Raw genomic sequence first — 26667 nt, 5'->3', positions numbered from 1 at the left:
TCTCCGTTCTTGGGGGTCAGCTTGTCGCGAGCTCGCCCGCCGGAGCGCTGGGCGCGCGCGCCTTGGGGCCAGTTTCGCGAAGGAAGAAGGTCAGGACGAATGCCAGCGCGACGCCGTAAAGCAGCGGCTGGAACGTATCCTGGTAATGGACGAGCTGGCGGTCACCGCCGCCGCTGGCCGCGGCCAATGACTTGGCGAAAATCGGGCCGAACAGCGCGGTCATCGAGAAGTTGATGAAGTTGATGACGCCGGTCGCCGTGCCGCTGAGGTCGGGCCGGTTGGCCTCCTTGATCACCGAATAGTTGATCATCGCGGAGCCAGAGGCGATTCCGGTGACTAGTCCCAAAGCGTAGGGCGGAAGGATGTTGGTCGGCCCGAACAGGATCATCGCCAGGCAAAGGAACAGCAAAATGAGTGCGCCGAAGATGACCGGCTTGCGCCGGCCGATGCGGTCCGAGATCCAGCCGAGCAGCGGGCAGCCGATGATCCAGCCGAAAGGAACGGACGCGGAGCGAAGGACGGCCTCGGAATATTCGACCTTGTGGGCTTCTTCGAGGAAGCGGACGCCCCAGACCATGTCGAAGATGGTTGTCGGGATGAAGATCAGGCCGGCGATGAGTCCGCAAAGGATCGACTGCGGGTTGGCGAAGACGGTCCCGAAGCCGCGCAGGGCAACACCAAGGCTAGGCCTTGCCTTCGCCTCGGCGGCTTTCTTGGAGGGAATGAGGAAGAAGAGGGCAATGGCAATCGGGACGCCGATGACGCCCGCCCAGAGCCAGAAGGCGTCCCAGTGCACACCTGAGCCGATCATCGGTCCGACGACGAACTGACCGGCCGAGCCTCCCGCCATGCCGAACATCTGGGTGAAGCCGATCATCGTCGCCGCGCGCGAAGCCGGCATGTATGTGCTGACGAGGTAGATGGCGCCAATGAGCGCGAAGACGCCGCCGGCCCCTTGCAGGAACCTGCCAATGCTGGCGAGCGTCGTGTCGCCCGTTGAAAACAACATCGCGCCGACCGCGACGCAGGCGGCGCCCATGGGCACGACGGCGCGCGGCCCGACCTGGTCCATGGCGACGCCCGCCACCAGGCTGAAGGGCGCATATCCCCAGTAGAAGAGGCCGACCAGCGATGCGATGCCGACCGCAGACATGCCGAAAGCCGAGGTCAGGTCCGGCATCATCACGGCCGGCGCCGACCGCATCGCATATTGGTAGAAATAGAAAACAGCGGTCAGTAGCCATGCGGCGGTAATCGCCGCCGAAATCCCCGACCGCTGTTCCGGCCCGCTCACGTATTTCTCAGCAAAGGACCAGGGATACGGCTAGGCCGCCTTCCGAGGTTTCCTTGTACTTTGAGTTCATTTCCTTCGCCGTGATGGCGAGCGCCTGGACCGTGGAATCGAAGTCTACGCGCCGATTGGCAGGGACCTCATTTGACGCGATGAGATAGCCTGTCCACGACTTCACCGCGCCGAATGCGCAGCGCTCGATGCAGGGAATCTGCACGAAGCCGGCAACCGGGTCGCAGGTCATACCGAGGTGGTGCTCAAGGGCGCCTTCGGCAGCGTTGGCGATCACCTGGTTGGATGCGCCATGCGCCTGGGCGATCGCCGCCGCACCCATGGCGGATGCGACCCCGATTTCGGCCTGGCAGCCACCCTCGGCCGCAGCCAAGGTCGCATGGTGCTTGCACAGGTATCCGACAACCGCGCCGGCGAGCAGCGCGTCGCGGATCTGCTGGTCGGACTTCTTCGCCATGTCCGGTCCAAGCGAATAGACGACGGCCGGCATCACACCTGCGGAACCGCCCGTCGGCGCGGTAATGACCAGGTGGCCGCGCGCGTTTTCTTCGGACCCGGCAAGAGCCGCTGCCGATACGAGACCTATGCCTTTCCGCGCCGGTGAGGTCTCCTTCGAGGCGTTGGCATAGACATCGTGTGCCTTGGTCTTGAGCTTGATGGGTCCGGGTAAGGTTGCGGTCGGTGCTGCCAAACCCGTCTTCACCGTGGCGCGCATGGCGCCGATGATCTTGTCCAGGAAGGCGTTGACCTCTGCTTCGCTCTTGCCGGAAATCGACGTCTCGTTCGCCATGGCGACTTGCGCCACGGTGAGGTTGTTGTCGCTGGCATGCTTCAGCAGGTCCGCCATCGTCACATAGGGATATTTGGGCGGGTTCTTCTTGGGCGGCGTATAGCCCTTCCATTCGATGAAGCCGCCGCCGACGGAATAATATTCCTGCTCCAGCAACACCTTGTCGCCAGCCATCAGCTTGGCCGTCATGGTGTTGGCATGGGGGAAATCACCCTTGGTGGCGTCGTAAATGATGTCGGCGAGCGACGCGTTGATCGTCTTCGTTCCGAGCTTAACCGGATAGGTCTTGTTGGGCTCTGCGGCCATCTTGTCGAGAACCGCGACCGGATCGATCGTCGCCGGCTCATGGCCAATGAGGCCGGCCAGCGCGGCGCGCTCCGTCCCGTGACCTTTACCTGTCGCGCTGAGGCTGCCGTAAAGATGGACCTTCAATGCAGTGGCCTGGTCGAGGGTCGCCTGCGGAAGTTTGATCGCCCGTTGATAGAAATCGTAGGTGATCCGCATCGGACCGATGGTGTGGGAGGACGACGGACCTGGGCCGACTTTGTAGAATTCGTCGACCAGGGTCATGACCGGACCCTTTTCCTGCTTCACGACTTCCAGGTTGGGGTCGAGCTTGCCCCCGGTCAGGGGCGCGCCGGCCGGTTCTTGCGCCCAAAGGGCATTCGTCGTGCCGCCAAGCGCTGCAATCGCGGTCGCCATCGCGCTCCGCACCATGAATGTACGGCGATCCGATCCGACTGGCGGTTCGGTGAAATCCAGTTCGGGAAGTGCGATATCTTCGCTGCTGTCGATCTCGTAGTCCATTCACCCCTCCACCAATGACTAGGGACTGGAACGGACGACAAACGCCCCCGAAATCCAGTCGCGAGCGGAGTGGAGCATTAGCCGTCTGGGAGGAGCCTAGTATCGGGGTGAGTCCCTATTCGACCTCATAGAGTTTCTGATGGGCCCCTTCAGCTTCGCGATTGGCGCGGAACTTTGTGCGGTGCGTCAGGGGATATCCGGATTCTCCGCGCTGGCCTGCGGCATATTTTTGCCGCTCAACTGCGAGGCGACCCCCAAATGCCCGGCGAGCAGACCTTTGGCCCTGCCCACGAATATCTGCGCGACGCGTGGCAACGGTCGATCCTGTTCCTCGACGTCCTCCGGCAGCGCGGCAATACCTACCGTGAGCGGCAGGCAGAGGTCGCTCCCCATGTCCTGGAATTCGATGCCGAACTGGTGATGGATGGCCGGAAGCTGGCGCGGCCGGTCAATTACGCGCTGGTCCGGGTCGCGCCGCTTCCCGATGTCCCGACAGATCCGGCCAAGCGCGCCTTCGTCGTCGTCGATCCGCGCGCCGGCCATGGGCCCGGCATCGGCGGGATGAAAGCGGACAGCGAGATCGGGGTGGCACTGGAAGACGGCCACCCCTGCTATTTCATCGGCTTCCTGCCTGAACCGGTGGCCGACCAGACCATCGAAGACGTCTGGAATGCGGAAGCGGAATTCGTCCGTGAAGTTGCCCGGCTCCATCCGGAAGGCGGCAAGCCCGTCGTCATCGGCAATTGCCAGGCGGGCTGGCAGACGGCGATCATGGCCGCGACCCATCCGGAAGTGCCGGGACCGCTGCTGCTCGCCGGAGCTCCGCTGTCCTATTGGGCCGGCGTCCGCGGCAAGAATCCGATGCGCTATACGGGCGGAATGGTCGGTGGCACGTGGCTGACGAGCCTTGCCGGCGACCTTGGTGGCGGCAAGTTCGATGGCGCCAACCTCGTCGCCAATTTCGAGAGTCTCGATCCGGCCAACACCTATTTCGAAAAGCCGTACAACGTCTATTCCAAGGTCGACACCGAGGCCGAGCGATTCCTCGATTTCGAGACTTGGTGGGGCAGCCCGGTGCTGCTGAATGCCGGCGAGATGCAGTGGATCGCCGACAACCTCTTCGTCGGCAACAAGCTCACCGCCGGTGAGCTGCGCACTTCCGAAGGCGTACAGATCGACCTCAGGAATATCCAGTCGCCGATCATCGTCTTCTGCTCGTGGGGCGACAATATCACGCCACCGCAGCAGGCGCTCGGGTGGATCACCGATTTGTATCCGACCGACCGCGACCTCGTCGCCAACGGACAGACCATCGTCTACGCGATCCACGAGACGGTCGGGCATCTCGGCATCTTCGTGTCCGGAAAGATCGCGACGCGCGAGCATGACGAGTTCGCGAGTGCAATGGACATGATCGACCTGATGCCGCCCGGACTCTACGAGGCGGTGATCGACGATGTCGGCGAGGACACGGCCAATAAGGAACTCGTGCATGGCCGCTACCTCTTCAAGCTCCAGCCGCGGACGCTCGACGATATCCGCAAGCTCGGTGAGAATAGCCCCAAGGACCAGCTCAAATTTGCAGCGGTCGATCGCCTGTCGGCCATCAACCGCCGCCTCTACGCCTCCTATGCCAGGCCGTTCGTTGAGGCGCTGACGCCGCCCGGTTTCGGCGACTGGGCCCAAAAGATGCATCCCAACCGCGTGCGCTTCGCCATTTTTTCCGACGAAAATCCGGCGATGCGGCTCGTTGCCGAAACTGCCGAGCAGGTCCGTAAGAACCGCCAGCCGGCGGCTGAGGACAATCCGCTGTCAGCGTTCGAAAAGACGGTTGCCAAGTCGATCAGCGACACGCTGACGGCCTTTGGCGCCGCTCGCGATACCATGACGGAGCGGCTGTTCCATTACACCTATGGTTCGCCGTTGGTGCAGGCGCTGGTCGGGCTCGATCCAGAGAGCGCGAAGGCATCCAAAGCGCCGGCGCGTGATCCCGTTCGCGAGCAGGTGCAGGCGAAACAGCGCGAGGAGCTGGAAGGGCAGTTCGACAAGGGTGGCGCGGTCGAGGCGGCGCTGAGGTCCATCGCTTTCGTGATTGCTGGGGCGGGCGGCGCCGACGAGCGCAGCTTCGCCGTGATCAAGGCGATGCACGATGCCCAGTTCAGCGGGCGTCCGCGCAGCGAGGGCCAACTCAAGAAGGCTTTGCGTGACCAGTCGTTATTGCTTCGGCTCGACGAGAAGCGCGCCGTCAACGCCATCCCGAAGCTGCTCCCCAAGGACGTGGATGAGCGGGCGAAGGTGCTCCGCGCCATCCAGCGCATCGTGAGTGCGCAGGGCGAACTGAACGCCGAAGGCAAAAAGCGCCTCGGCCGTATCGAGAAATTGTTTAATGGCAAAGCGGCCTCGGCCGCGAAGAAGGAGGACGAGAATGTCCGTTCTTGACGCGCCGGCACCGACGCAGACCACCACCGTCCGCGACCATGAAAAGTTCCATCGGCTGGTGGCGCGCGCCCAGCAGAACCCGCCTGCTCGCGTCGCCGTTGCCCATCCCTGCGACAAGTCATCGCTCGAGGCGGTGCTCAGCGCCGCCGACCTCAAGCTGATTGAACCCATTTTGGTCGGGCCGGAGCAGCGGATCCGCGAAGTCGCCGCGACGAATAACATCGACATCAGCCGCTTCGACATCGTCGATGCCGAGCATAGCGTCGACTCCGCCGCCAAGGCCGTCGCGCTGGTCCGCGAGGGCAAGGCGGAGGCGCTGATGAAGGGAAGCCTCCATACCGACGAGCTGATGGGCGCTGTCGTGAAACGCGACACCGGACTCAGGACCGCAAGGCGGATCAGCCATTGCTTCGTCATGGACGTGCCGGACCACGACGAGCCGCTCATCATCACCGATGCGGCGGTCAACATCGCACCGGATCTGAAGGGCAAGGTCGACATTACCCAGAACGCGATCGACCTCGCCCATGTGCTGACGCCGGGCGACATCAAGGTCGCGATCCTGAGCGCGATGGAGACCGTCAACCCGGACGTTCCCTCGACGCTCGAAGCGGCGGCGTTGTGCAAGATGGCGGACCGCGGCCAGATCACGGGCGCCCAGCTCGACGGACCGCTGGCGCTCGATAATGCGATCAGCCCGGAAGCGGCGAAGATCAAGAAGATCGACTCTCCGGTGGCCGGCAAGGCGAACGTGCTCGTCGTTCCCGACCTTGAGGCCGGCAATATGCTCGCGAAGAGCCTGTCGTTCCTCGCCGGTGCCGACGCAGCCGGCATCGTGCTTGGCGCCAAGGTACCGGTCATCCTGACCAGCCGCGCCGACAGCGAGATCGCAAGGCTCGCCTCCTGCGCGGTTGCCCAGCTCGTCGCCGCCGCCAGGCGCGCGGACGCCAGCGCGGCGATCCAGTAAGCCTATGAGCGACGTCCGGCCGATCCTCGACGGTCACAATTCGCTGATCGTCGGCATCGCCAACGACCAGTCCATCGCCTACGGCTGCGCCACCGCCTTCCGGGCGGCCGGCGCCGACCTCGCCATCACCTGGCTTAACGACAAGGCGCGTCCGCATGTCGAGCCACTTGGCGAGGCGCTGGGGGCCGAAATCATGGCGCCCCTCAACGTCGAAAACCCGGGCGAGCTGGAGGCACTATTCGACCAAATCGGCGCGCGCTGGGGGCGTCTCGACAGTCTGATCCATTCGATCGCCTTCGCGCCCAAGGAAGACCTGCAGGGCGGGCTGCTCGACTGTTCTGCGGCCGGCTTCGCACGGGCCATGGATGTGTCCTGCCACTCGTTCGTGCGCATGGCGAAGCTCGCGGCCCCGCTGATGAAGGATGGCGGTACGATGTTCGCGATGAGCTATCTCGGTGCAGAACGAGTGGTTGCCAATTACAACGTCATGGGGCCGGTCAAGGCGGCGCTGGAAGCGGCCTGCCGCTATTTGGCGTTCGAGCTTGGCGACAAGGACATCCGCGTCCACCCGATTTCGCCCGGGCCGCTCGCTACCCGCGCGTCGTCCGGCATCAAGGATTTCTCGCGGCTGTTGAACGATGCCGCGTCGCAGTCGCCGCTGCACGAACTGGTCGACATCGACGATGTCGGCTCCGCCTGCGCCTACCTCGCCAGTCCCTACGCCCGGCGGATCACGGGCGGCACGATCTACATCGACGGCGGCGCCAACATCGTCGCCTGAGGAGCAAGCCCATGGCCAAATGCATCGCAGTCGTGAACGCCGGTTCGTCGAGCGTGAAGTTCGGCATTTACGATACGGCCGGCGAAGAGAAGCTCCTGCTGAAGGGCCAGGTGGAGCAGATCGGGGTATCGCCGAGGCTTACTGTCGAAAACGCCGGCGGCGAGGAAGTGGCCAAGCATGAATGGCCCCCGGAAGGCTTTGGCCATGCCGAGGCAATGCACGTCATCATCGACAAGCTCAGGGAATTGCTCCCCGGTTCGACTGTCGAAGGCATTGGCCATCGCGTAGTCCACGGCGGGACCAAATATGCTGCGCCAGTAGAAATCACGCAGGAGGTCATTCGGGAACTGGACAAACTAACCCCGCTGGCCCCGCTGCACCAACCGCATAACCTTGGGCCGATCAAGGCGATAGCATTGCGGGTGCCGGCAATTCGGCAGGTCGCCTGCTTCGACACGAGCTTCCATCAAACGCAGGAGGCGCTTGCTTATTCGTTCGCGCTCCCGCGCGACATCACCGACAAGGGCGTGCGCCGCTACGGCTTCCATGGCCTCTCGTATGAATTTGTCGCAGGAAAGTTGCGTGAGGTCGCGCCGGACTACGCCGAAAAGAAGATCATTATCGCTCACCTCGGCAACGGGGCCAGCCTCTGTGCGCTTGATGGCGGCAAGAGTGCCGCGACAACCATGGGCTTCACTGCGGTTGAGGGCCTGATGATGGGCACCCGGTGCGGCTCGGTTGATCCCGGCGTCCTCATCTACCTCCTGGACGAAGCGGGAATGGATGCACGGAAGCTTGAGGCCCTGGTCTACAAGAAGTCAGGCCTTCTCGGCGTGTCGGGGATTTCGTCCGACATGCGTACGCTGCGCCAGTCGGACGATCCAAGGGCCAAGGAGGCAACCGACCTTTTCGTCTATCGCATCGTGCGCGAGATCGGCTCGCTATCGGCCGCGCTCGGCGGGCTCGACGGCCTCGTCTTCACTGGCGGTATCGGCCAGCGCGACACGAAGACCCGGGCGGAAGTGGTCGCCGGCTGCGGGTGGCTTGGCGCTGCGCTCGACGAGCAGGCGAACGCCGACCACGCCCAGCGTATCGACGCGGAGTCCTCAAGGATCCCCGTCTGGGTACTGCCGACAGACGAAGAGATGGTGATCTGCCGCCATACCGCGGCGTTGCTGGGGCTCTAGTTGATCAGGCTGGATCCGCTGCCGCTTTGCTTCGCCAGATAGAGGTCGGCGATTTCGACATAGTGCCGCATGTGGCGGACCTGGCGGTCGAGCTGCGCCCGCCAGCGCGCCGGCATGTCTTCAGTCCTGAGTAATTCAGATGTCTCGCGGATGGCGGCAATCACCGTCTCGCGGAAGGCTTCGACATGGCCGTCGCTAAAGCCCATCTCCAACTCCTCGACGGTGAGGAGGGTCGCCGCCGGATCGCTTTCGGGCAGGAGAATGCGTTTCGCCATGGCGCCGCACCCTATGCCTCTCCCGGAGCGCGCCTATCGGGGGCAACCCGATGTCTGCCCCTTCGCCGTTCAGGGAATGTCCGGATGTTCTGGAAATCGCCGATAACGGCTATGCTTGCCGCAAATCATGATAGCCGACTCATGGGTGGTGAGCGATGGACAAGGGCATATTAAGCGATCGTGAAAAGGCGATGGAGGCGAATTATTTTCGCCAGCAGGACGCCAGGCTTCTCGAAAAGCTGCGCAACGCCAACAAGCTTGATGACATGGCCGAGGCGCTTCGCGACGGCTTGCATGTCGACAATCCGGAATTGCTGGAACGCGCCCGTTCGCTCGGGATCACTGCCGATACGGCGTCCGCCTTCCTGTGCGCGCATCTGGTCCAGGTGGCTTGGGCCGAAGGCAAGGTCTCACGCAAGGAACATGATGTCGTTCTCCGCCTTGCTCACGATCGCGGTGTCGAGGCAGGGAGCCCAGCCCACGCCAAGCTCGACGAATGGCTGCACGCGCGTCCCTCGGAGGAACTGTTCGACACGGCGATCGAGGTCATCCGGTTCGGCCTTAACATCTTCCCGCCCGCCGAGCGCGAGGAGCGGGTGCAGCGGATCCTCGATGCCTGCCACGACGTCGCCGCCGTCTCAGGCAGCGAAATCGCCCGCCAGCTTGGGCTCGGCGACGGCGTCTCGAAGAGCGAGCACCATGTCATCGACGTCCTCGCCACCCGGCTTCGCCGCCACGAAAGCCCCAAGGCCGAATAGGTTTGGCGCGCCCGGCAGGATTCGAACCTGCGACCTCATGCTTAGAAGGCACGTGCTCTATCCAACTGAGCTACGGGCGCGTGGGAATTCGTCTAGCGGCATTGCCTTGGGTCAACAAACCGGCCATTCATTTTACGTTCAACGGTAAAGGCGGATGCTCCGTGCAACGACTTGGGGGAATGATGAGACTGGCGACCGCCTTCGCTGCATTGGCTTTGCCCGCCGTGGCATCGCCGGCTGCTGCCGCGACCATCGTCATCCTCACTGACCCCATGACCATGGAAAAGCGGACCGTCGTCGTCGATCCCAACGGGCCTGACCGTGCTTTCCTCTGCATGTTGCCGCCGGGCCAGGCTGGCTGCCAGCGGCTCGACGTCAAGCGCGACCGCTAACCGCCAGACTCAGGCAACGGCTTCCAGCAAGCCTTCGAACAGGCGTCTGCCGTCCTCATTGCCGTGCGCGGGCTCCATCGCCCGCTCCGGGTGCGGCATCATGCCTAGCACGTTGCCGGCGTCGTTGATGATGCCTGCGATCTGCCGTGCGGAACCGTTGACGCTTTCGGAGTAGCGGAACGCGACGCGGCCTTCGCCTTCGAGGCGGTCCAGGGTCTCGCCGTCCGCCTGGTAATTGCCGTCGTGGTGGGCGACCGGAATGGAGATGGCCTCGCCCTGGCGGTAGCGGGCTGTGAACAGGCTCTGGGCGTTTTCGACGGTTAGTGCGACCGGCCTTGAGACGAAGCTGAGGCCCGCATTGCGCATCAAGGCGCCGGGGAGGAGCCCGGCCTCGGTCAGCACCTGGAAGCCGTTGCAGATGCCCAGGACCGGCACACCCCGCCCAGCGGCTTCGGAAACCGCGCGCATGACGGGCGAGCGGGCAGCCATCGCTCCGGACCGCAGATAATCGCCGTAGGAGAAGCCGCCGGGGATGGCGATGAGGCCGATCCCGGCCGGAAGCTCGCTTTCCTTGTGCCAGACCATCTCCGGCGCGTGTCCAGTCACCAGTTCGATTGCGACCTTCAGGTCGCGGTCACAGTTGGAGCCGGGGAAGACGATGACGGCGCTTTTCATGCGTTCTCCAGCCGTTCGATCCGGAAGTTCTCGATGACCGTATTGGCCAGCAATTTGCGGCACATATCGGCGATTTCGTCGTCGCTGGTGCCGTCGGCAAGGTCGAGTTCGATGAGCTTGCCGGCCCGGACGTCCTGGACGCCGCCGAAGCCAAGTCCTTCGAGGGCATGGTGGATCGCCTTGCCCTGCGGATCGAGCACTCCGGGCTTCAGGGTGACGAAGACGCGGGCTTTCATGGGCTTTTTCCTCTGCGGGCCGGGATTTTGCGCCCCTATGGCCGTGCCGTCCCGGTTCCTCAAGCTTTACTCATTCTTTACCAAGATCGGGGCACAATCATGATGCCGGACTGTATCCGGGCTGAATTGGGAGGGGGACCCATGGTTGCAGCCATTGCCATTGCGATGTTCGTCGCCCTCTTTGGATGGGGCGCGCGCTACTTCGGCTGGCATGATCCCAACGGGAAGATCCAGCTGGCCCTGGTGACCAGCTTCATTCTCGGGATTGTCGCGAGCTACAAGGCTCGGGGCTGACCCCCGGCCACATTGCCGCTAGGGAGCCGGTGATGACCGCGCTTCCGCCCTATGCCGAGCTGCTGAAATTACGCGTCGACCAGGACGAGCGCGGCATGCCGCTGTTCGTCATGCCATTTCACGACGATGTCGTCGGCCGGCCCGGCTACCTTCACGGGGGCGCCATTGCCGGGCTGCTCGAATTCGCGGCCTTCGTGACCCTGCGCCAGGCGCTGGGCGACAGGTCGGCGACGATGAAGCCAATCAACGTGACCGTCGATTACATGCGCGCCGGCCTGCCGCGCGACACTTATGCTTCGGCGCATATCGAGCGGCTCGGCGGCCGGATCGCCAATGTCGAGGCGCAGGCGTGGCAGAAAGGCCGCGAAGAACCGATCGCCGCCGCGCAGATGAATTTCCTGCTGGTCCGCGACTAGTAGCCGGACAGTTCCGCGACACGGTTGGCGTGGAAGCGGGGCGAGCCGAAAAGTTCCGACAAGACCGCCTCGCGCTTCATGTAGAGGCCGATGTCATGCTCGTCGGTCATGCCGATGCCGCCATGCATCTGGACGCCTTCCTGGACGGCGAGCGCCGCGCTGCGGCCGGCTTTGGCCTTGGCGACGGCGACCAAGAGCTCGGCGCTGTCAGAACCGGCGTCGAGCAGTTCCGCGGCCTTGAGAGACGCGGCCCGCGCAATTTCGATCTCCCCGTAGAGATGGGCCGCGCGGTGCTGCAGCGCCTGGAATTCGCCGATGAGCTTCCCGAATTGCTTACGCTGCTTGAGATAGTCGAACGTCATGTCGGACGCGCCGGCAGCGACCCCGACCAGCTCGGCGGCGGCGCCGGCTCGTCCGGCGTTAAGTGCCCGCGACAGCGGTGCCCAGCCGCCATCCACCTCGCCGACTACGGCGTCGGCATCGACCTGGACATTGTCAAAGACAAGGCGGGCCGCCTTCGACGAATCCGCCAGAGCGACGTTTTCAAGCTCAAGGCCGCTCGCGCCTTTCTCGACGGCGAACAAAGTGACGCCATCGGTCTCGCCTGGCGAACCCGCTGTTCGCGCGGCGACAATGATGACGTCGGCCGACTTCCCCTGCACGACGAATTGCTTCTGTCCGTTAAGCGCGAAGCCGTTGCCTGACCGTTTCGCCTGTAGTGCGATTGCCTTTGGATTGTGGCTCTTGCCTTCATCGACCGCCAAAGCCGCGACCGTTTCGCCCGCGACGATGCCGGGGAACCAGCGTTCTGCCTGCGCCGATCCTTCCAGCGCCTTCACCGCCGCCACCGAGGTCGTCAGGAAGGGGGAGGGCGTCAGGTTGCGGCCGATCTCCTCCAGGACCAGCCCGGCCTCGACTGCGCCCATGCCGGCGCCGCCGACACTCTCCGGAATGCAGATGCCGGTGAGGCCGAGCTCGGCGAATTGCTTCCATAAGTCGTGTCCGAAGCCGTCGCTGCAGCCGATGCCGCGCCAGTGGCGCAATTGTTTGGCGATGCTGCCTTCCTCGGCGAGGAAATTGCGCGCCGTTTCCTGGATCAGCTTCTGGTCGTCCGACAGTAATGCCATCTATAATCTCGTTCGTCCTGAGCGAAGTCGAAGGGCGTTTGCCCGACCGTCGTGCCGCGCGCTTCGACTTCGCTCAGCACGAACGGGAATTGGCTAGGTCCCCGGCAGTCGGAGGATGTGTTTGGCGACGATGCCGAGCTGGACTTCGCTCGTGCCGCCCTCAATCGAATTGGCCTTGGTCCGCAGCCAGTCGCGCGCGGCCTTGCCCTCCTTCGACCGCTCGCTTTCCCACTCGAGCACATCGGACCCGCCGGCCGCCATGATCAGCTCGTGGCGGCGCTTGTTGAGCTCGGTTCCGGCATATTTCATCATCGAGGGCATGGCCGGATGCGCTTCGCCGGCCTTCAACTGGTCGATGAAGCGCTCGCTCATCGCCGAAAAGGCAATGGAATCGACGTCGAAAGCGGCGATTTCGGCGCGGAGCAGCGGATCGTCGATCGGCCCGACGGTCTTGCCCAGCGCGACCTTTTCGCCGCCTAGGCCCATGCCGCTGATCATCTCGCGTTCGTGGCCGAGAAGATATTTGGCGACGTCCCAGCCCTTGTTGACCTCGCCGACGACCTGGTCCTTCGGCACCTTCACATCGTCGAAAAACGTTTCGCAGAAGGGGGAATAGCCGCTGATCAGCAGGATCGGCTTGGTCGAGACGCCCGGAGATTCCATGTCGAACAGCAGGAAGCTGATGCCGCCGTGCTTGGACTCGGTCGAGGTGCGGACCAGGCAGAAAATCCAATCGGCCTGGTCGGCATAAGAGGTCCAGACCTTCTGGCCGTTGACCAGCCAATGGTCGCCCTTGTCTTCGCACTTTGTCTGGAGGCCGGCGAGGTCGGAGCCGGCGCCCGGTTCGGAATAGCCCTGGCACCAGCGGATTTCGCCGCGGGCGATCTCGGGTAAATAATGCTTCTTCTGCTCCTCGGTGCCGTACTTCAGCAGCGCCGGTCCGAGCATGGAAATGCCGAAGCTGGTTAGCGGCTGGCGAGCGTTGATCCGCGCCATTTCCTGCTTGAGGACCTTGGTCTCGGCCGGAGAGAGTCCGCCGCCGCCATAGTCCTTTGGCCAGTCCGGAACGGTCCAGCCGCGCGAGGCCATCGCGTCGAGCCACTGCTTCTGGGCAGGGGATTGAAACTCGAAGTTCCGGCCGCCCCAACAGGCGTCCTTTTCCGAGCGCATGGGTTCGCGCATCTCAGGCGGGCAATTCGCTTCCAGCCAGGCGCGCGTGTCGGCGCGAAATTGTTCGAGGTCGGGCACTAGGTTTCTCCTCGAAACTCTTCGTGCCGAGCGCCGCCCCCGTCGTCAATCAGGGGCGGGGCTTGAGACCGGAGGATTCAATGTGCCAGCGCCGCTGCTCCGCTGAGGAACCGTCGACGTCGTTGACGCGGCGCATCGTGATCGGGCCTTCCAGTACGAACCCGCCGCCCTTTGTCAGGGCACCGGTCACCTGTAGCGGGACAGTGATGTAGATCGACCCGGCGGCACCCTCGGAATCGCCCGGCTTGCCGATATGGCAGTCGTAGGCGCCGTATTTGGCGAAGCTGGCGCGGAATTGCTCGAACGTCAGGCCGGATCTTTTCCCGCCGTCTCCCCAATAGGAATAGGCATCGCGGTAGCGCTTGGTGGCCACGGCATCGCAATATTCCTGGAGCCTGCGAGCCGCGCCCAACGCGGACTTTTCGTCTGCGGGAGGAGGCGCGTTGGGATCGACGTGTGGTGGCGGCGGAACGGAGGCATTGGTGGCCTCGTCCGGTTGCGCACTGACGGGCGGAGGCGTGGACTCATTGGCAATCGCGGCAGGCGCGACCCCATTGGCGTCGGCCTGCTCGACCGGCTGGCCGGTGTTATTGGTCGGCTGCTGGTTTTGCTGCGAGCAGGCGGCGAGGAGGATCGCGATTGCGGCGGATCGTTTCATGGCCGTGCTAACGGGCCTGAACGAAGAGCGTTCCGCCTCTTGCCCCGGCGCGCGCTCCGGCCTAGCCGGTTTTCAAACGCAACGCGTCAAAGGGGAGCGGGCAGTGGACTTCGACCTTACGGAGCGGCAGGCCTATTTCCGCGACCGGGTTCGCGACTTCATCGACAAGAATGTGCGGCCGCGCCAGGCCGATTATCCTCGCGAGATCGCGACCGGCGACCGCTGGCAACCGCTGAAGCTGATCGAGGACATGAAGCCGCTCGCGCACAAGGCGGGCCTCTGGAACCTCTTCATGCCGCCCGGCGGCGCGCTCCAGCATGTCGACGAGAGCTTCGAGTTCGAAGGCGAGCAGCTCACCAATCTCGAATATGCCCTCTGCGCCGAGGAAATGGGGCGCATCCTCTGGTCATCGGAGGTCTTCAACTGCTCCGCGCCGGACACCGGTAATATGGAGGTCCTTCACCGTTACGGCACCCGCGAGCAGAAGGAGCAGTGGCTGAAGCCGCTGATGCGTGGCGAGATCCGCTCCGCCTTCCTGATGACCGAGCCGGGCGTCGCCTCGTCCGACGCGACCAATATCGAGTGCGACATCGCCCGCGACGGCGACGACTATGTCATCAACGGCAAGAAATGGTGGTCGTCGGGCGCAGGGGATCCGCGCTGCAAGGTCGCCATCTTGATGGGCAAGACCGACCGCGGCGAGGCAAAGCACCGACAGCAGTCGATGATTTTGGTGCCGATGGATACTCCGGGCATCACCGTCGAACGCGCTCTGACCGTCTTCGGCTATGACGACGCGCCGCACGGCCACATGGAAATCAAGCTCGACAATGTCCGGGTCCCTGCGTCGAACCTGCTGCTCGGCGAGGGCAGGGGCTTCGAGATCGCGCAAGGCCGCCTCGGCCCGGGCCGCATCCACCATTGCATGCGGACCATCGGCGCCGCCGAGGAAGCACTGGGCCTGATGTGCCGCCGACTGCAGAGCCGCACGGCCTTTGGCAAGCGCCTTGCCGAGCATAGCGTCTGGGAGCAGCGCGTCGCCGACGCCCGCATCGAGATCGACTGCTCGCGCCTCCTCTGCCTCAAGGCCGCGGACATGATGGACAAGGCCGGCAACAAGGCCGCCAAGGCCGAGATTGCCATGATCAAGGTCAAGGCGCCGAACATGGCACTGAAGATCATCGACGACGCTATCCAGGCGCATGGCGGCGCTGGCGTCAGCCAGGACACGCCGCTGGCATCGAGCTGGGCCGGTATCCGCACCTTGCGCCTCGCCGACGGCCCGGACGAGGTCCACAACCGGAGCATCGCCTTGATCGAATATTCGAAGCACGCCGAGCTGCCGGCATGAGCCATTTGTTCGATCTCACCGGCAAAGTCGCTATCGTCACTGGCTCCTCGCGCGGCATCGGCCGGGCCATCGCCGAGGGCCTCGCCCACCACGGTGCCATGGTCGTGATTTCCAGCCGCAAGCAGGACGCGTGCGAGGATGTCGCCAAGGCGATCAATGACGCCCACGGCGAAGAGCGCGCCATCGCCATCGCCGCCAGCATTTCCGACAAGCAAGCGCTACAGGCGCTGGTCGACGAGACGAAACAGCGGCTGGGCAAGATCGACATCCTCGTCTGCAACGCCGCTTCCAATCCCTATTACGGGCCGATGGGCGGGATTACCGACGACCAGTTCCGCAAGATCCTCGATAACAACGTCATCGCCAACCACTGGCTGGTGCAGATGGCCGCACCGGACATGCTGGAGCGCGGCGATGGTTCAATCATCATCGTCAGCTCGGTCGGTGGCCTGACCAGCTCGGCGGTGATCGGCGCCTACAACATCTCCAAGGCAGCCGACTTGCAACTGGTTCGCAACCTCGCCGCCGAATTCGGTCCCAAGGGCGTCCGCGTAAACGCCATAGCGCCGGGCCTCGTCCGCACCGACTTCGCCCGCGCACTTTGGGAGAATCCGGAGATCTTGAAGCGCGTGACGAGCGTCGCTGCGTTGAAGCGCATCGGGGAGCCCAAGGAATTGGCCGGTGCGGCTATTTTCCTCGCCTCCGGCGCGGCCAGCTTCGTCACTGGGCAGACCTTGATCGTCGACGGCGGCAGCACGTTTGGAGCGGGACTATGAGGCTTGCGGGCAAAACCGCGATCGTAACCGGTGCCGCATCCGGCATCGGCTTTGCGACCGCCGCGCTGTTCGTTGCGGAGGGCGCCCGAGTCATCGCTGCCGACCTAGGAATGCCCGAGCTCGAAGGTACGACCGGAGTCGCCGCCGATGCGGGCGACGAAGCGGCAGTCAAAGGCCTCATCAAGCGCGCGCAAAAGGATTTCGGCGGCGTCGACATCTTTTTCGCCAACGCCGGCATTTCCGGTGGGCTCGCTTCAATTTTCGAACAGAGCGTCGAGGATTGGGAGCAGATCCTGCGGGTGAACCTGATTGGCCCGTTCCTCGCGATCAAGCATGCCGGGCCGGTCATGAAAGAACGCGGCGGCGGATCGATCATCTGCACCGCTTCGGTGGCGGGCATCCGCGCCGGCGCAGGTGGGCCCGCTTATTCTGCGTCCAAGGCGGGCGTCATCAACCTAGTCAAGGTCGCCGCGACCCAGCTTTGCGACAGCAATATTCGCGTGAACGCCATCTGCCCCGGTCTGATCGAGACCGGAATGACCAAGGCGATCTACGACATGGCACGCGACAGCGGGAAGGAGTCGCTGCTCGGCAATCTCAATCCGCTCAAGCGGGGCGGCGAGCCGGACGAGATCGCTCATGCTGCATTGTTCCTGGCGTCGGACGATTCCAGCTACGTCAATGGCCATGCCCTGGTCGTTGATGGCGGCCTGTCAATCAGCCATCCTTTCTACAACCAAAGCTATGGCCGCACGGCCTTCTGACCATCGGAGATTATCATGGCGACCATCACCGAAACCGGCCCGATCACCACGCACCGCCATGGCGATGTGCTGGTCGTCACCTCGAACAACCCGCCGGTGAACGCGCTGGGAGCGGCGGTTCGCCAGGGCCTGGTCGCGGCCATCGAGGAGGCTGAAGGCGACGAAGCCATCAAGGCCGTCGTCATCCGTTGCGAGGGCCAGACTTTCTTCGCGGGCGCCGACATCACCGAGTTCGGCAAGCCGCCGGTGATGCCGTGGCTGCCGACGGTGGTCGACACGATCGAGAATTGCACCAAGCCGGTGGTCGCCGCGATCCACGGCACCGCGCTGGGCGGCGGCCTCGAGGTTGCGCTTGCCTCACATTACCGGGTCGCGGTGCCTGACGCGAAATTCGGTGTGCCTGAGGTCAAGCTTGGGTTGCTCCCCGGCGCGGGTGGGACCCAGCGCTTGCCCCGCGTCGCAGGCGTGGAGCAGGCGCTGCAGATGACCACCAGCGGCGCCATGATCGGCGCCAAGCAGGCGCATGACATGGGTCTGGTCGATAGGATCGTGGAAGGCGAGTTGCAGCAACATGCGGTCGCCTTCGCCGAGGAGGTTCGCGACATCCGGCCTCTGCCCAAGTCGAGCGAGCGCCAGGACAAGGTCGAGGCCGCCGATCCCGGCGTCTTTGCCGAGTTCCGCAAGGCCAATGCCCGCAAGTTCCGGGGCTTCGAAGCCCCCGAGAAAAACATCCAGGCGGTCGAGGCCGCGGTCGCAAAGCCCTATGCCGAAGGTGTCATCGACGAGCGCCGCCTGTTCATGGAGCTGATGACGGGAGCCCAAGCCCGCGCGCAGCAATATTTCTTCTTCGCCGAGCGCAAGGCGGCGAAGATCGAGAATATCCCGGAAGACACCCAGCCGCGCTCCGTGAAGAAAGTCGGCGTCATCGGCGCCGGCACGATGGGCGGCGGCATCTCGATGAACTTCCTGTCCGCGGGAATTCCCGTCACCATCGTCGAAATGACCCAGGAAGCGCTGGACCGGGGCACCGGAGTCATGCGCAAGAATTACGAGGCCACGGCTTCGAAGGGCCGCATGACATCGGAGCAGGTCGAAAAAGCGATGGGTATCCTGTCGCCCACGCTCGATTTCGATGCGCTAAAGGATTGCGACCTCATCATCGAAGCCGTGTTCGAGCAGATGGAGATCAAGAAGGAGATCTTCGGCCGCCTCGACAAGACGGTGAAGAAGGGCGCGATCCTTGCCTCCAACACCTCCTATCTCAATATCGACGAGATCGCCGCCAGCACCTCGCGGCCCGAGGATGTTGTCGGCCTCCACTTCTTCTCGCCGGCCAACGTCATGAAGCTGCTGGAGATCGTGCGCGGCGCCAAGACCGCGCCGGACGTGCTCGTGACCGCCATGGGCCTCGCCAAGAAAATCAAAAAGGTCGCGGTGGTCGCCGGCGTCTGTCACGGCTTCATCGGCAACCGCATGCTGATGCCGCGCCAGGTCGAGGCCACCAAGCTGCTGCTCGAAGGCGCGACGCCGGAGCAGATCGACCGCGTCCATGTCGAGTTCGGCATGCCGATGGGCCCGTTCCAGATGGCCGACCTAGCCGGCGTCGACATCGGCTGGCACCGCGATCCCAATCGCATCGAAAACATCCGCGATGCGCTTTGCGCCATCGACCGCTGGGGCCAGAAGAAGGGCGCAGGCTTCTACGACTATGACGAAAGGCGCCGCCCGACGCCGTCACCCGTCGTTCAGCAGATCATCGAGGATTTCGCAAAGAAGCAGGGCGTCGAGCGCCGCGAAATTTCCGACCAGGAGATCGTCGAGCGGACACTCTACACGATGGTCAACGAGGGCGCGAAAATCCTCGAGGAAGGCATGGCGCAGCGGGCTTCGGATATCGATGTCGTCTGGGTCTATGGCTACGGATGGCCGGTCTATCGCGGCGGTCCGATGTTCTGGGCGGACACCGAGGGACTCGACACAATCGTTGAAGGGCTGAAACGGCAAGAGGAGCGCATGGGGAGCGACTTCTCCTTCTCCAAGCTCCTGCTCGACAAGGCGGAACGGGGAGAGAAGTTCACCCGCTGATGCCGCATTGGCTTCGCGTCCTTCTGACGGGAGTTGCTGCCGTCGTCGGCGCCTACGGCGGGATGATCGTCGTTGGCGGGAGTGCGGCAGGGATCGCTTGGATTTTCGTGTTCGGCGATGATGCGTGGCCGCAATGGAGCCAAATCGTCATCGCGCTCGTTGCATTGCTAGGTGCACTTTGGGGTGCGCTCTCGTTCGGGCGTGCGGCCTGGCATTCTACCGGCCCCCGCCGAACCTGAAAGCGCCCTGTCCGGGGGGAACGGACAGGAGTCTGCCATGTCGGATTATATGGTCGAAAGAAGCACCGGATTGACCGCAGTCCGGTACAAGTCGATCGTCGTCTGGATCCACTGGATCACGGCTGCAGTCGTGGTTGCCCAAGTGATCGTGGGCTTCCTGTTCGACAATATGGAGCGCGGGCCTCAGCGGGCTGACCTGTTCGCCTGGCACAAGACCATCGGCGCTCTGATCCTGATCCTGGCACTGGTTCGGTTGGCAGTGCGATTGATGAACCCACCACCGCCGTATCCATCCGATTTCCCCAAATGGGAGCGGTTCCTTGCGGTCTGGAACCACCGGCTGTTCTATGTGCTGCTGATTGCACTGCCGCTGACCGGGCTGCTGGCGGCCTCTGGTCGGGCAGAGAATGGCTGGGTGCCGCTGAAGTTCGGGCTGGCCCTGCCGGCGATCCCCGGAATTTCACCGGACGCCGACCTTGGCGACGTGCACGTGCTGCTGGTGCTCATCACGCTGGCGCTGGTCGTCCTCCACGTCGGCGCGGCGCTCTACAACCAGTTCGGATCGCCGACGAACGTCGCGGACCGAATGCCGCCGTTCAGCCGATCCGGGCGGGCTCGCGAAGCAGACTGAGGAGGGCCAGCGACAGCACCGCCGCAATCGCTGCGGCGTAGAAGGTCGCGGAGGACCCGACCCGGTCCCAGAGCAGGCCCGCAGCAAGGCTGGCAAGCAATCCGGCGATGCCGGTGATGAACCAGAAGGCGCCGAAGCTGGTAGCGCGCAGGTGGTCCGGAGCACTGTCGGCGATCATCCTCGCGAATATCCCTTGCGTGAGGGCCATGTGGGCGCCCCACAGCAGAATGCCGACTGCAAGACCGGCCAGGCCGACAGGCTGGGCCAACAGAAGGTCGGCGGCAATCAACACGGCCATTCCGGCAAGGAGGATCGACTTCGGCTTCATCCGGTCGCTGAGCGCGCCGGCCGGATAGGCAAGCACGAGATAGGATAGGTTGAACAAAGCGAGCGCCAGCGGCGACCATGCCGCGGACAAGCCCGCCTCCAACCCCTTGAGGATCAGGAAGCTCTCGGAGAAGCGGGCGAGCGTGAAGAAGAATCCGACAATAAGCAGATGCTTGGTCGGGCCCGCCAGCTCGCGGAAGCCGGCAAACAAGGGAGGTTGTTTGCCCGCGGACCTCGGCTTCTCGCTTTCTCGCAGTACCAGCCAGGACAGGAGGAACGACAGCGCGGCCGGGATGACCGCAATCCAAAAGACCATGCGAATATCGTTCGCCAACAGCCACATCAGCACGATGGCGAGGACGGGGGCGATCAGGGCGCCGACTGTGTCCATCGCCTGTCGCAGGCCGAAGGCAGCGCCGCGAATCTCCGGCGGCGTCTCGTCAGCGACCATGGCATCGCGCGGACTGCCGCGAATGCCTTTGCCCACCCGATCCATGAAGCGCGCGCCCATCAGCGCCAAAGCCCCCTGTGCCAGCGGAAACAGTGGCTTTGACAGCGCGGCCAGGCCGTAGCCCGCCATCACCCAGGGTTTCCGTTTTCCGCTCAAGTCTGAAAGCCGGCCCGATGCCAGCTTGGCCAGGCTGGCGGTCGCTTCTGCGATGCCGTCGATGGCGCCGAGCGCCGTGGCGGGCAAACCGAGCGTCACGGTGACAAACACCGGCAGCAGCGCGTGATAAATCTCGCTCGACATGTCCATGAGCAGGCTGACGAAGCCGAGCACCCAGACAGTCCGGGGCATTTTTGGACGCGGCGAACTGGACATGCCGCTGCATTGCTAGCGGCAATCTTGCGCGCCGACAAATATTTGCTAGCCTGCAAATCATGTTCGCGAACGTCTCTCCGGCCGCGATTGCCGCCCGCTTCAATGCCTTGGCGGACCGCTTTGGCGGCAGCACTGCCGCCGACCGAGCCGAGCAGGCGCAACGCAAGTTGATGAGCGCGATAGCATCGCGCCAGCCGGCGACCTTGAACCAGGTCGCGGATGCCGTCGGACGCGGGGCTCCGGCTGTCAGCCGCGCCGTCGAAACCCTGGTTCGCGCCGGTCTCGTCGAACGGACCCACGATCCCGACAATCGGCGCCGTCTCGCGCTCCGCCTCAGCGAGAAGGGGCAGGAAGTCATGCGCTCCGGCCCAGCCTCGGGCAGCCAACTTGCCAACGGCCTCGAACGCCTCGCTCAGAGCGAGCTTCGCGCCATCGAGCGTGCCGTCGAAATCCTGGAAAGATTGCCGGGCTAAGCTCTCGTTGGATGGCCGCAAAAGAAACGGCCCGGGATTGCTCCCGGGCCGAAGTCTTTTGCCGCGCCTATCTTAGCCGCGTTCCGGCTCCGGCGGAGGCGGAGGAGGCGGTGGCGGAGGCGGACATGCGTCGGTCGCCAGGATCACCGAGCCATCCGGGCAAGTCTGCGTCGCCGGAGGCGGCGGAGGCGGCGGGGGCGGCGGTGGTGGCGGTGGCGGGGGCGGCGGTGCCCAATAGGGCCCCATGTTGTAGATCATGCTGAACATGATCGAGTGCGACGTGAAGTCGAAATCGAAATCGTCGCCGTCAATCGTGTCGCTGAGCTTCGACGTGTCGAAATAGCGATACTTGAGGCCGATATCGATCATCTCGTTGATCGAGTAACGGACGCCGGCGATCAGTTGGTAGGCAAACCCGCCGTCCGTTAGCGACTCACTGTCGCTTCCACTTTCGGTCTTGTTACGGACGTGAGCCAAGCCCACGCCGCCACCGGCATAGAAGCTCCATTTGCCGGTGCCGAAATCGCCCAGCGCGTTGAGCATGATCGACTTTACATCGGTATCGCCATCGCCGTCTTCTGTATCGAAGGTCTGGCCGCCGACGGAGAAGTCATATTCGTCGTGTGTGGCCCGCTTCCATCCCAGTTCGCCTTCGACTCGGATGAAACCGAAATCGTAGCCACCGATGATGTCGAGGTCGAAGCCGTTGTTCAGCTTGGCTTCGATGTCGTAGTCGTAGCCGCCGTCATAGGAGAAATTGACGTCGTCCGGCATGAGAAGACCGGCGTCGAATCCAACATATCCGTGACCCGTCGCATAGGCCGGTGTGGCCATGACGAGCGCCGTCGTTGCGGCGAGAATTGCCTTGGTTTGCATGACTGCCCCCAGTTATTGTTCCGAGGGCAATCTACTTTAACATTTGCGTTCAGTAAATGATGCTTAACCGTGGCCGCGTTTCCGCCGGGTTTCCCAGCCCTTCTTCGCCGCTGCCGAACGGCTGCTGGAACGGCCGTGGCCGGTGTTCTTGCCGCCCTTGTCCTGGGCGTTCACGGTCCGCCAGGCGCGCTCTTCCGCTTCCTTTTTGGATACGCCGCGCTTTTCATAGCCTTTCTCGATGTGATCGGCCTTGCGCTCCTGCTTGGCTGTATACGCGCCTCTTGGCATAACTCGTCTCCTTCGGCCCGTTAAACGCATGGGTTGGCGATGAGATGCGGTTGCCGCAGCGCAGCATTTGCGTTAGGGGCGCGCTTCACTTTTTTCGGACATCGATAATGACCCTTCGCAACGTGGCGATCATCGCCCACGTCGACCATGGCAAGACCACGCTCGTCGACCAGCTTTTCCGTCAGTCGGGCACCTTCCGCGACAACCAGCGCGTGGAAGAGCGCGCCATGGACTCCAACGACCTGGAGAAAGAGCGGGGAATCACCATCCTCGCCAAGTGCACCTCGGTCGAATGGAACGGCACGCGGATCAACATCGTCGACACGCCGGGCCACGCCGACTTCGGCGCCGAGGTCGAGCGCATCCTGTCGATGGTCGACGGTGTCATCCTGTTGGTCGACGCCGCCGAAGGGCCGATGCCCCAGACCAAGTTCGTCACCGGCAAGGCGTTGAGCCTCGGCCTCAAGCCCATCGTTGTCGTCAACAAGATCGACCGTCCGGACGCGCGCGCTGCCGAAGTGCTCGACGAAGTGTTCGAGCTCTTCCTGAACCTGGAAGCGAATGACGAGCAGCTCGACTTCCCGACGCTCTACGCATCGGGCCGCGCCGGCTATGCCGGGACAACCGACGATGTCCGCTCCGGCGACCTGACTCCGCTGTTCGAAGAGATTGTCGGCCACGTGCCGGAACCGCAGCTCGACAAGGCGGGCGAGTTCAAGATGCTCGCCACCTTGCTCGACCGCGACCCCTTCCTCGGCCGTATTTTGACGGGTCGCGTCGAGAGTGGTCGAATCGACGTCAATGCGCCAATCAAGGCGCTCGACGTTCACGGCAACCTCGTCGAGGACGGCCGCGCCACGAAGCTCTTCGCCTTCCGCGGCCTTGAGCGCGTGCCGGTCGATAGCGCCGAGGCTGGCGACATCATTGCCATCGCCGGCCTCGTAAAGGCGACTGTCTCGAACACCATCACCGAGCCCGCCGCCGCCGAGCCGATCGCCGCGCGAGAAATCGACCCGCCGACGCTCGCCATGAGCTTCGCCGTCAACGACAGCCCCTATGCGGGCCGCGACGGCGACAAGGTGCAGAGCCGCGTCATCCGCGACCGCCTGGAGCGCGAGGCTGAAACCAACGTCGCCATTCGCGTCACCACCGCCCACGACAATGACGCATTCGAAGTCGCCGGGCGCGGTGAGCTCCAGCTCGGCGTTCTCATTGAGACGCTGCGCCGCGAAGGCTTCGAACTGTCGATCAGCCGCCCGCGCGTGCTGTTCCGCGACGGCCCTGGCGGCCGCGAGGAGCCGTATGAGACCGTCGTCGTCGATGTCGACGATGAATTTTCCGGCACGGTCATCGACAAGATGGCGCTGCGCAAGGCCGAGATGACCGACATGCGCCCGTCGGGCGGCGGGAAGACCCGCCTGACCTTCTCGGCGCCGTCGCGCGGCCTCATCGGCTACCACGGGGAGTTCCTGTCCGACACGCGCGGTACGGGCATCATGAACCGACTGTTCGAGAAGTACGGCCCCTACAAGGGCAAGATCGAGGGCCGCCAAAACGGCGTCCTTATCTCAATGGAGAAGGGCAAGGCCGTCGCTTACGCGCTCAACGCGCTGGAAGATCGCGGCGTCATGTTCATCTCGCCGGGCGACGACCTTTACGAGGGCATGATCATCGGTGAGAACGCCAAGCCGCAGGACCTTGAGGTCAATCCACTGAAGTCCAAGCAGCTCACCAACTTCCGCGCCAGCGGCAAGGACGAGGGCATCCGCTTGACCCCGCCGCGCCGCATGAGCCTGGAGCAGGCGATCGCCTACATCCAGGACGACGAGCTGGTCGAAGTGACGCCGAAGGTCGTCCGCCTCCGCAAGCGCTTCCTCGACCCCCACGAGCGCAAGCGCGAGAGCCGGAAGATGGAAGCTGCCTGAGCTTGATCATGCTTCGAAGCGGCCCAGGATGGGGATCCTGGACCGCTTCGGGGCAATTGCTACGGGCAACTCAACTGCAATCACCCCACTTCGTCACCCAGGGATGGCAACGTCGCTCTCGGTGGAGGCGTTCGACTGCGGTGCGTCTGCCGTGTCGGCACCCTCCATGCGTTTGACGGTCTCGGCCGTTGACCACATTGCATGTGCAAGAAAGCGCCAGTTGATCATTGCCGCTGAATAGCCGTCACCCTCTTCGTTGCGCGCGCCGGCCGTCGCGTCCCGCACCATCGCAATCTCGAATCCATGCTCGATGAAATCGCGCATATGGGCTTCGACGCAGAGATTCCCGACGGGGCCGGCGAGGATGATCTGCTCGATACGATTGCGCCGCAGCTGCAGGATCATATCGTTCGTCGACGCGCCATAGGCCTTGTGCGGGCTCGTCACGACCGTCTCATCGTCGAGCAAGAAGGGTTTGTAACGGTCCGGGAAGTCGGCGCCCGATCCCTTGAAGCCGTCAAGGCTCAGCGGGCCGGCACGGTCGACCAGTCCGACCTGGTGGGCGAGGTCCTCCAACGGCGTTGTCGGCGCAATCCATCGATGATCGTGCGGGTAGTAGTAGTGCGGAGATACGAAGACCTTCATCCCAATCCGTTTGGCAGTGCGCAGGAGGGTCTCGATATTCGCCGCCGTGTTATTGCGTTCCAGGCTCTCCTGGATGAGGCCGTAGGCCTTGCCGCCCGGGGAAAGAAAATCATTGTGGAGGTCGGTGAAGACCAGCGCGGCAACGCGGGGCCTGAGCTTCATCTCGGCTGGTTGATGGTCGAACATTTTATCGTCCTTGCGCCTCTCGACGCGGGGTTGCGGTCCATGCGTCAGTCGAGGAAAGGGACCAAGTCGCCAAGTCCGGAATCCGTACCGGCACGCTGCGTGAAATGTGATAAAAGACGCGCATGACAGGCTACGGGCAATTCTGTTCAATGGCCCGCGCTCATGAAGTGCTCGGCGGTCGCTGGACCCTTCTCATCGTGCGCGAGATCCTGTTTGGCACGCGCCGCTTCAACGACATCCGGCGAGCCATTCCGAGGATCTCCCGTACTGTGCTGTCAGAGCGCCTGAAAAGCCTCGCATTTGCCGGCGCCATCGAGCGCGTCGATGGTGCGGAGGCGCAGGAGTACATCCTCACGCCCGCTGGCCACGAGCTCGCCGCCCTTGTCCGCGACTTCGGGATTTGGGGACAAAGGTGGCTGACGCGCGAACCGGCAAAGGAGGACATCGATCTCGACCCTGTCCTGATAGACATGCAACGGAGGGTGAGTTTCGATAGCCTGCCCAAGGACCCATTTGTCGTACGGTTCGAAATCAAGGGTCATCGGCCGCGGTTCATGCTCATGAAGAAGACCGAGGCCTCAATTTGCCATCAGAACCTTGGCTTCCCGGAGCTGGTTTGCATCCGCGGCCCGCTGGCCGCTTTGGTCGGGTGGTGGCGCGGCGACACCAGTTTTAACGGCGCACAGCGGATCGGCCTTGAGGTTGAAGCGCCGCGCGCCCTGAATCGAGCCTTTCCCACCTGGTTCGAATTGTACGCCTTCGCTGATGTGGAACCGGCATCCAGGATCGCGAACGAAAATGCCCACCCTGTGAAGGCCGCCGCTCGATCCCGATAGTCTTGGCGCAGGTCAGGATTCCGTACCCCCGCCGCCTATCCGACTCCCTAAAATGACCGAACGTCGCCGAGGCAAGGTGGCGCCCGATC

General features: G+C 63.7%; 28 protein-coding genes and 1 tRNA gene. 16 read left to right on the top strand and 13 right to left on the bottom strand.

Annotation, left to right across the window (positions count from 1 at the left end; all coding sequences use genetic code 11):
- Positions 1-16: 16 nt before the first annotated feature.
- Positions 17-1294: an MFS transporter gene (locus LZ536_RS04915; RefSeq protein WP_249847181.1), complete on the bottom strand. Its 1278-nt coding sequence runs from the start codon at positions 1292-1294 to the stop codon at positions 17-19.
- Between the two features lie 7 nt (positions 1295-1301).
- Positions 1302-2900: an L-serine ammonia-lyase gene (locus LZ536_RS04910; protein WP_249847180.1), complete on the bottom strand. Its 1599-nt coding sequence runs from the start codon at positions 2898-2900 to the stop codon at positions 1302-1304.
- Between the two features lie 258 nt (positions 2901-3158).
- On the opposite strand from LZ536_RS04910, the gene LZ536_RS04905 reads away from it, so the two are divergent.
- The 4 genes from LZ536_RS04905 to LZ536_RS04890 are packed head-to-tail and all read left to right on the top strand — an operon-like array spanning position 3159 to position 8274.
- Positions 3159-5339, top strand: coding sequence for a DUF3141 domain-containing protein (locus LZ536_RS04905; RefSeq protein WP_249847179.1), 2181 nt, complete (start codon positions 3159-3161; stop codon positions 5337-5339).
- Positions 5326-6306: a phosphate acetyltransferase gene (locus tag LZ536_RS04900; RefSeq protein ID WP_431357912.1), complete on the top strand. Its 981-nt coding sequence runs from the start codon at positions 5326-5328 to the stop codon at positions 6304-6306. The genes LZ536_RS04905 and LZ536_RS04900 overlap by 14 nt, the downstream gene beginning before the upstream one ends.
- A gap of 4 nt (positions 6307-6310) precedes the next feature.
- Positions 6311-7087: an enoyl-ACP reductase FabI gene (fabI, locus tag LZ536_RS04895; protein WP_249847178.1), complete on the top strand. Its 777-nt coding sequence runs from the start codon at positions 6311-6313 to the stop codon at positions 7085-7087.
- Between the two features lie 11 nt (positions 7088-7098).
- Complete coding sequence (locus tag LZ536_RS04890; RefSeq protein WP_249847177.1) at positions 7099-8274, top strand: acetate/propionate family kinase; 1176 nt, start codon at positions 7099-7101, stop codon at positions 8272-8274.
- On the opposite strand, the gene LZ536_RS04885 is transcribed toward LZ536_RS04890, so the two are convergent.
- Positions 8271-8549, bottom strand: coding sequence for a hypothetical protein (locus tag LZ536_RS04885; RefSeq protein WP_249847176.1), 279 nt, complete (start codon positions 8547-8549; stop codon positions 8271-8273). The two genes, LZ536_RS04890 and LZ536_RS04885, sit on opposite strands and share 4 nt — an antisense overlap.
- 155 nt (positions 8550-8704) lie before the next feature.
- Between LZ536_RS04885 and LZ536_RS04880 the strand changes: the two genes are divergently transcribed.
- Positions 8705-9307 carry a hypothetical protein gene (locus tag LZ536_RS04880; protein WP_249847175.1) on the top strand — a complete coding sequence of 201 codons (603 nt, stop codon included), beginning with the start codon at positions 8705-8707 and terminating at the stop codon, positions 9305-9307.
- 3 nt (positions 9308-9310) lie between these two features.
- Here the strand turns inward: LZ536_RS04880 and LZ536_RS04875 are convergent.
- Positions 9311-9387, bottom strand: a tRNA-Arg gene (locus LZ536_RS04875).
- Positions 9388-9468: 81 nt separating this feature from the next.
- Between LZ536_RS04875 and LZ536_RS04870 the strand changes: the two genes are divergently transcribed.
- Positions 9469-9699, top strand: coding sequence for a hypothetical protein (locus LZ536_RS04870; protein WP_249847174.1), 231 nt, complete (start codon positions 9469-9471; stop codon positions 9697-9699).
- Between the two features lie 9 nt (positions 9700-9708).
- On the opposite strand, the gene purQ is transcribed toward LZ536_RS04870, so the two are convergent.
- Together purQ and purS are read right to left on the bottom strand one after the other, a co-directional pair.
- Complete coding sequence (gene purQ, locus LZ536_RS04865; RefSeq protein WP_249847173.1) at positions 9709-10374, bottom strand: phosphoribosylformylglycinamidine synthase subunit PurQ; 666 nt, start codon at positions 10372-10374, stop codon at positions 9709-9711.
- Complete coding sequence (purS, locus tag LZ536_RS04860; protein ID WP_249847172.1) at positions 10371-10610, bottom strand: phosphoribosylformylglycinamidine synthase subunit PurS; 240 nt, start codon at positions 10608-10610, stop codon at positions 10371-10373. The genes purQ and purS overlap by 4 nt, the downstream gene beginning before the upstream one ends.
- Before the next feature lie 141 nt (positions 10611-10751).
- Here purS and LZ536_RS04855 point away from each other — a divergent pair, with 141 nt between their 5' ends.
- Entirely contained in the window at positions 10752-10904 is a 153-nt protein-coding gene (locus LZ536_RS04855; protein ID WP_249847171.1) for a hypothetical protein, read from the top strand.
- 32 nt (positions 10905-10936) lie between these two features.
- The gene (locus LZ536_RS04850; protein WP_249847170.1) at positions 10937-11320 is read left to right on the top strand and encodes a PaaI family thioesterase; all 384 of its coding nucleotides are present in this window, start codon (positions 10937-10939) and stop codon (positions 11318-11320) included.
- Here LZ536_RS04850 and LZ536_RS04845 read toward each other — a convergent pair.
- The 3 genes from LZ536_RS04845 to LZ536_RS04835 form a co-directional block, all read right to left on the bottom strand.
- Positions 11317-12447: an acyl-CoA dehydrogenase family protein gene (locus LZ536_RS04845; RefSeq protein WP_249847169.1), complete on the bottom strand. Its 1131-nt coding sequence runs from the start codon at positions 12445-12447 to the stop codon at positions 11317-11319. The two genes, LZ536_RS04850 and LZ536_RS04845, sit on opposite strands and share 4 nt — an antisense overlap.
- A 93-nt stretch (positions 12448-12540) precedes the next feature.
- Positions 12541-13695, bottom strand: coding sequence for an acyl-CoA dehydrogenase family protein (locus LZ536_RS04840; RefSeq protein ID WP_249847168.1), 1155 nt, complete (start codon positions 13693-13695; stop codon positions 12541-12543).
- A 49-nt stretch (positions 13696-13744) separates the two neighbouring features.
- Positions 13745-14353 carry a hypothetical protein gene (locus tag LZ536_RS04835; protein ID WP_249847167.1) on the bottom strand — a complete coding sequence of 203 codons (609 nt, stop codon included), beginning with the start codon at positions 14351-14353 and terminating at the stop codon, positions 13745-13747.
- Positions 14354-14456: 103 nt separating this feature from the next.
- Between LZ536_RS04835 and LZ536_RS04830 the strand changes: the two genes are divergently transcribed.
- The 5 genes from LZ536_RS04830 (at position 14457) to LZ536_RS04810 (ending at position 20199) form a co-directional block, all read left to right on the top strand.
- Positions 14457-15704 (top strand): acyl-CoA dehydrogenase family protein, encoded by a 1248-nt coding sequence (locus LZ536_RS04830; protein ID WP_249847166.1) that lies wholly within the window; start codon positions 14457-14459, stop codon positions 15702-15704.
- On the top strand, positions 15701-16480 hold the full coding sequence (locus LZ536_RS04825) for an SDR family oxidoreductase (protein ID WP_249847165.1): 780 nt from the start codon (positions 15701-15703) through the stop codon (positions 16478-16480). The genes LZ536_RS04830 and LZ536_RS04825 overlap by 4 nt, the downstream gene beginning before the upstream one ends.
- Positions 16477-17244 (top strand): SDR family NAD(P)-dependent oxidoreductase, encoded by a 768-nt coding sequence (locus LZ536_RS04820; protein WP_249847164.1) that lies wholly within the window; start codon positions 16477-16479, stop codon positions 17242-17244. The genes LZ536_RS04825 and LZ536_RS04820 overlap by 4 nt, the downstream gene beginning before the upstream one ends.
- A 15-nt stretch (positions 17245-17259) precedes the next feature.
- Positions 17260-19329: a 3-hydroxyacyl-CoA dehydrogenase NAD-binding domain-containing protein gene (locus LZ536_RS04815; protein ID WP_249847163.1), complete on the top strand. Its 2070-nt coding sequence runs from the start codon at positions 17260-17262 to the stop codon at positions 19327-19329.
- 276 nt (positions 19330-19605) lie between these two features.
- Entirely contained in the window at positions 19606-20199 is a 594-nt protein-coding gene (locus LZ536_RS04810; protein ID WP_249847162.1) for a cytochrome b, read from the top strand.
- Here the strand turns inward: LZ536_RS04810 and LZ536_RS04805 are convergent.
- The gene (locus tag LZ536_RS04805) at positions 20165-21349 is read right to left on the bottom strand and encodes an MFS transporter (RefSeq protein WP_249847161.1); all 1185 of its coding nucleotides are present in this window, start codon (positions 21347-21349) and stop codon (positions 20165-20167) included. The genes LZ536_RS04810 and LZ536_RS04805 overlap by 35 nt on opposite strands.
- A gap of 59 nt (positions 21350-21408) precedes the next feature.
- On the opposite strand from LZ536_RS04805, the gene LZ536_RS04800 reads away from it, so the two are divergent.
- The gene (locus LZ536_RS04800) at positions 21409-21822 is read left to right on the top strand and encodes a MarR family winged helix-turn-helix transcriptional regulator (RefSeq protein WP_249847160.1); all 414 of its coding nucleotides are present in this window, start codon (positions 21409-21411) and stop codon (positions 21820-21822) included.
- Between the two features lie 72 nt (positions 21823-21894).
- On the opposite strand, the gene LZ536_RS13030 is transcribed toward LZ536_RS04800, so the two are convergent.
- Entirely contained in the window at positions 21895-22698 is an 804-nt protein-coding gene (locus LZ536_RS13030) for an outer membrane protein (protein WP_283938384.1), read from the bottom strand.
- Between the two features lie 63 nt (positions 22699-22761).
- Positions 22762-22986 carry a plasmid stabilization protein gene (locus LZ536_RS04785; protein ID WP_249847159.1) on the bottom strand — a complete coding sequence of 75 codons (225 nt, stop codon included), beginning with the start codon at positions 22984-22986 and terminating at the stop codon, positions 22762-22764.
- Between the two features lie 107 nt (positions 22987-23093).
- On the opposite strand from LZ536_RS04785, the gene typA reads away from it, so the two are divergent.
- Complete coding sequence (gene typA / locus LZ536_RS04780; RefSeq protein ID WP_249847158.1) at positions 23094-24911, top strand: translational GTPase TypA; 1818 nt, start codon at positions 23094-23096, stop codon at positions 24909-24911.
- 93 nt (positions 24912-25004) lie between these two features.
- Here typA and LZ536_RS04775 read toward each other — a convergent pair whose 3' ends face one another.
- Positions 25005-25742 carry a cysteine hydrolase family protein gene (locus LZ536_RS04775; protein ID WP_249847157.1) on the bottom strand — a complete coding sequence of 246 codons (738 nt, stop codon included), beginning with the start codon at positions 25740-25742 and terminating at the stop codon, positions 25005-25007.
- 149 nt (positions 25743-25891) lie between these two features.
- On the opposite strand from LZ536_RS04775, the gene LZ536_RS04770 reads away from it, so the two are divergent.
- A complete protein-coding gene (locus LZ536_RS04770; protein ID WP_249847156.1) occupies positions 25892-26578 on the top strand; it encodes a winged helix-turn-helix transcriptional regulator in 687 nt (228 codons plus the stop codon).
- The last annotated feature ends 89 nt before the right edge of the window (positions 26579-26667 follow it).

It is taken from the genome of Sphingomonas alba (assembly GCF_023516555.1).
Taxonomy (GTDB): domain Bacteria; phylum Pseudomonadota; class Alphaproteobacteria; order Sphingomonadales; family Sphingomonadaceae; genus Sphingomicrobium; species Sphingomicrobium album.
Note: the sequence above shows the minus strand (reverse complement) of the source record. Positions and strands in the feature narration are given on the sequence as shown.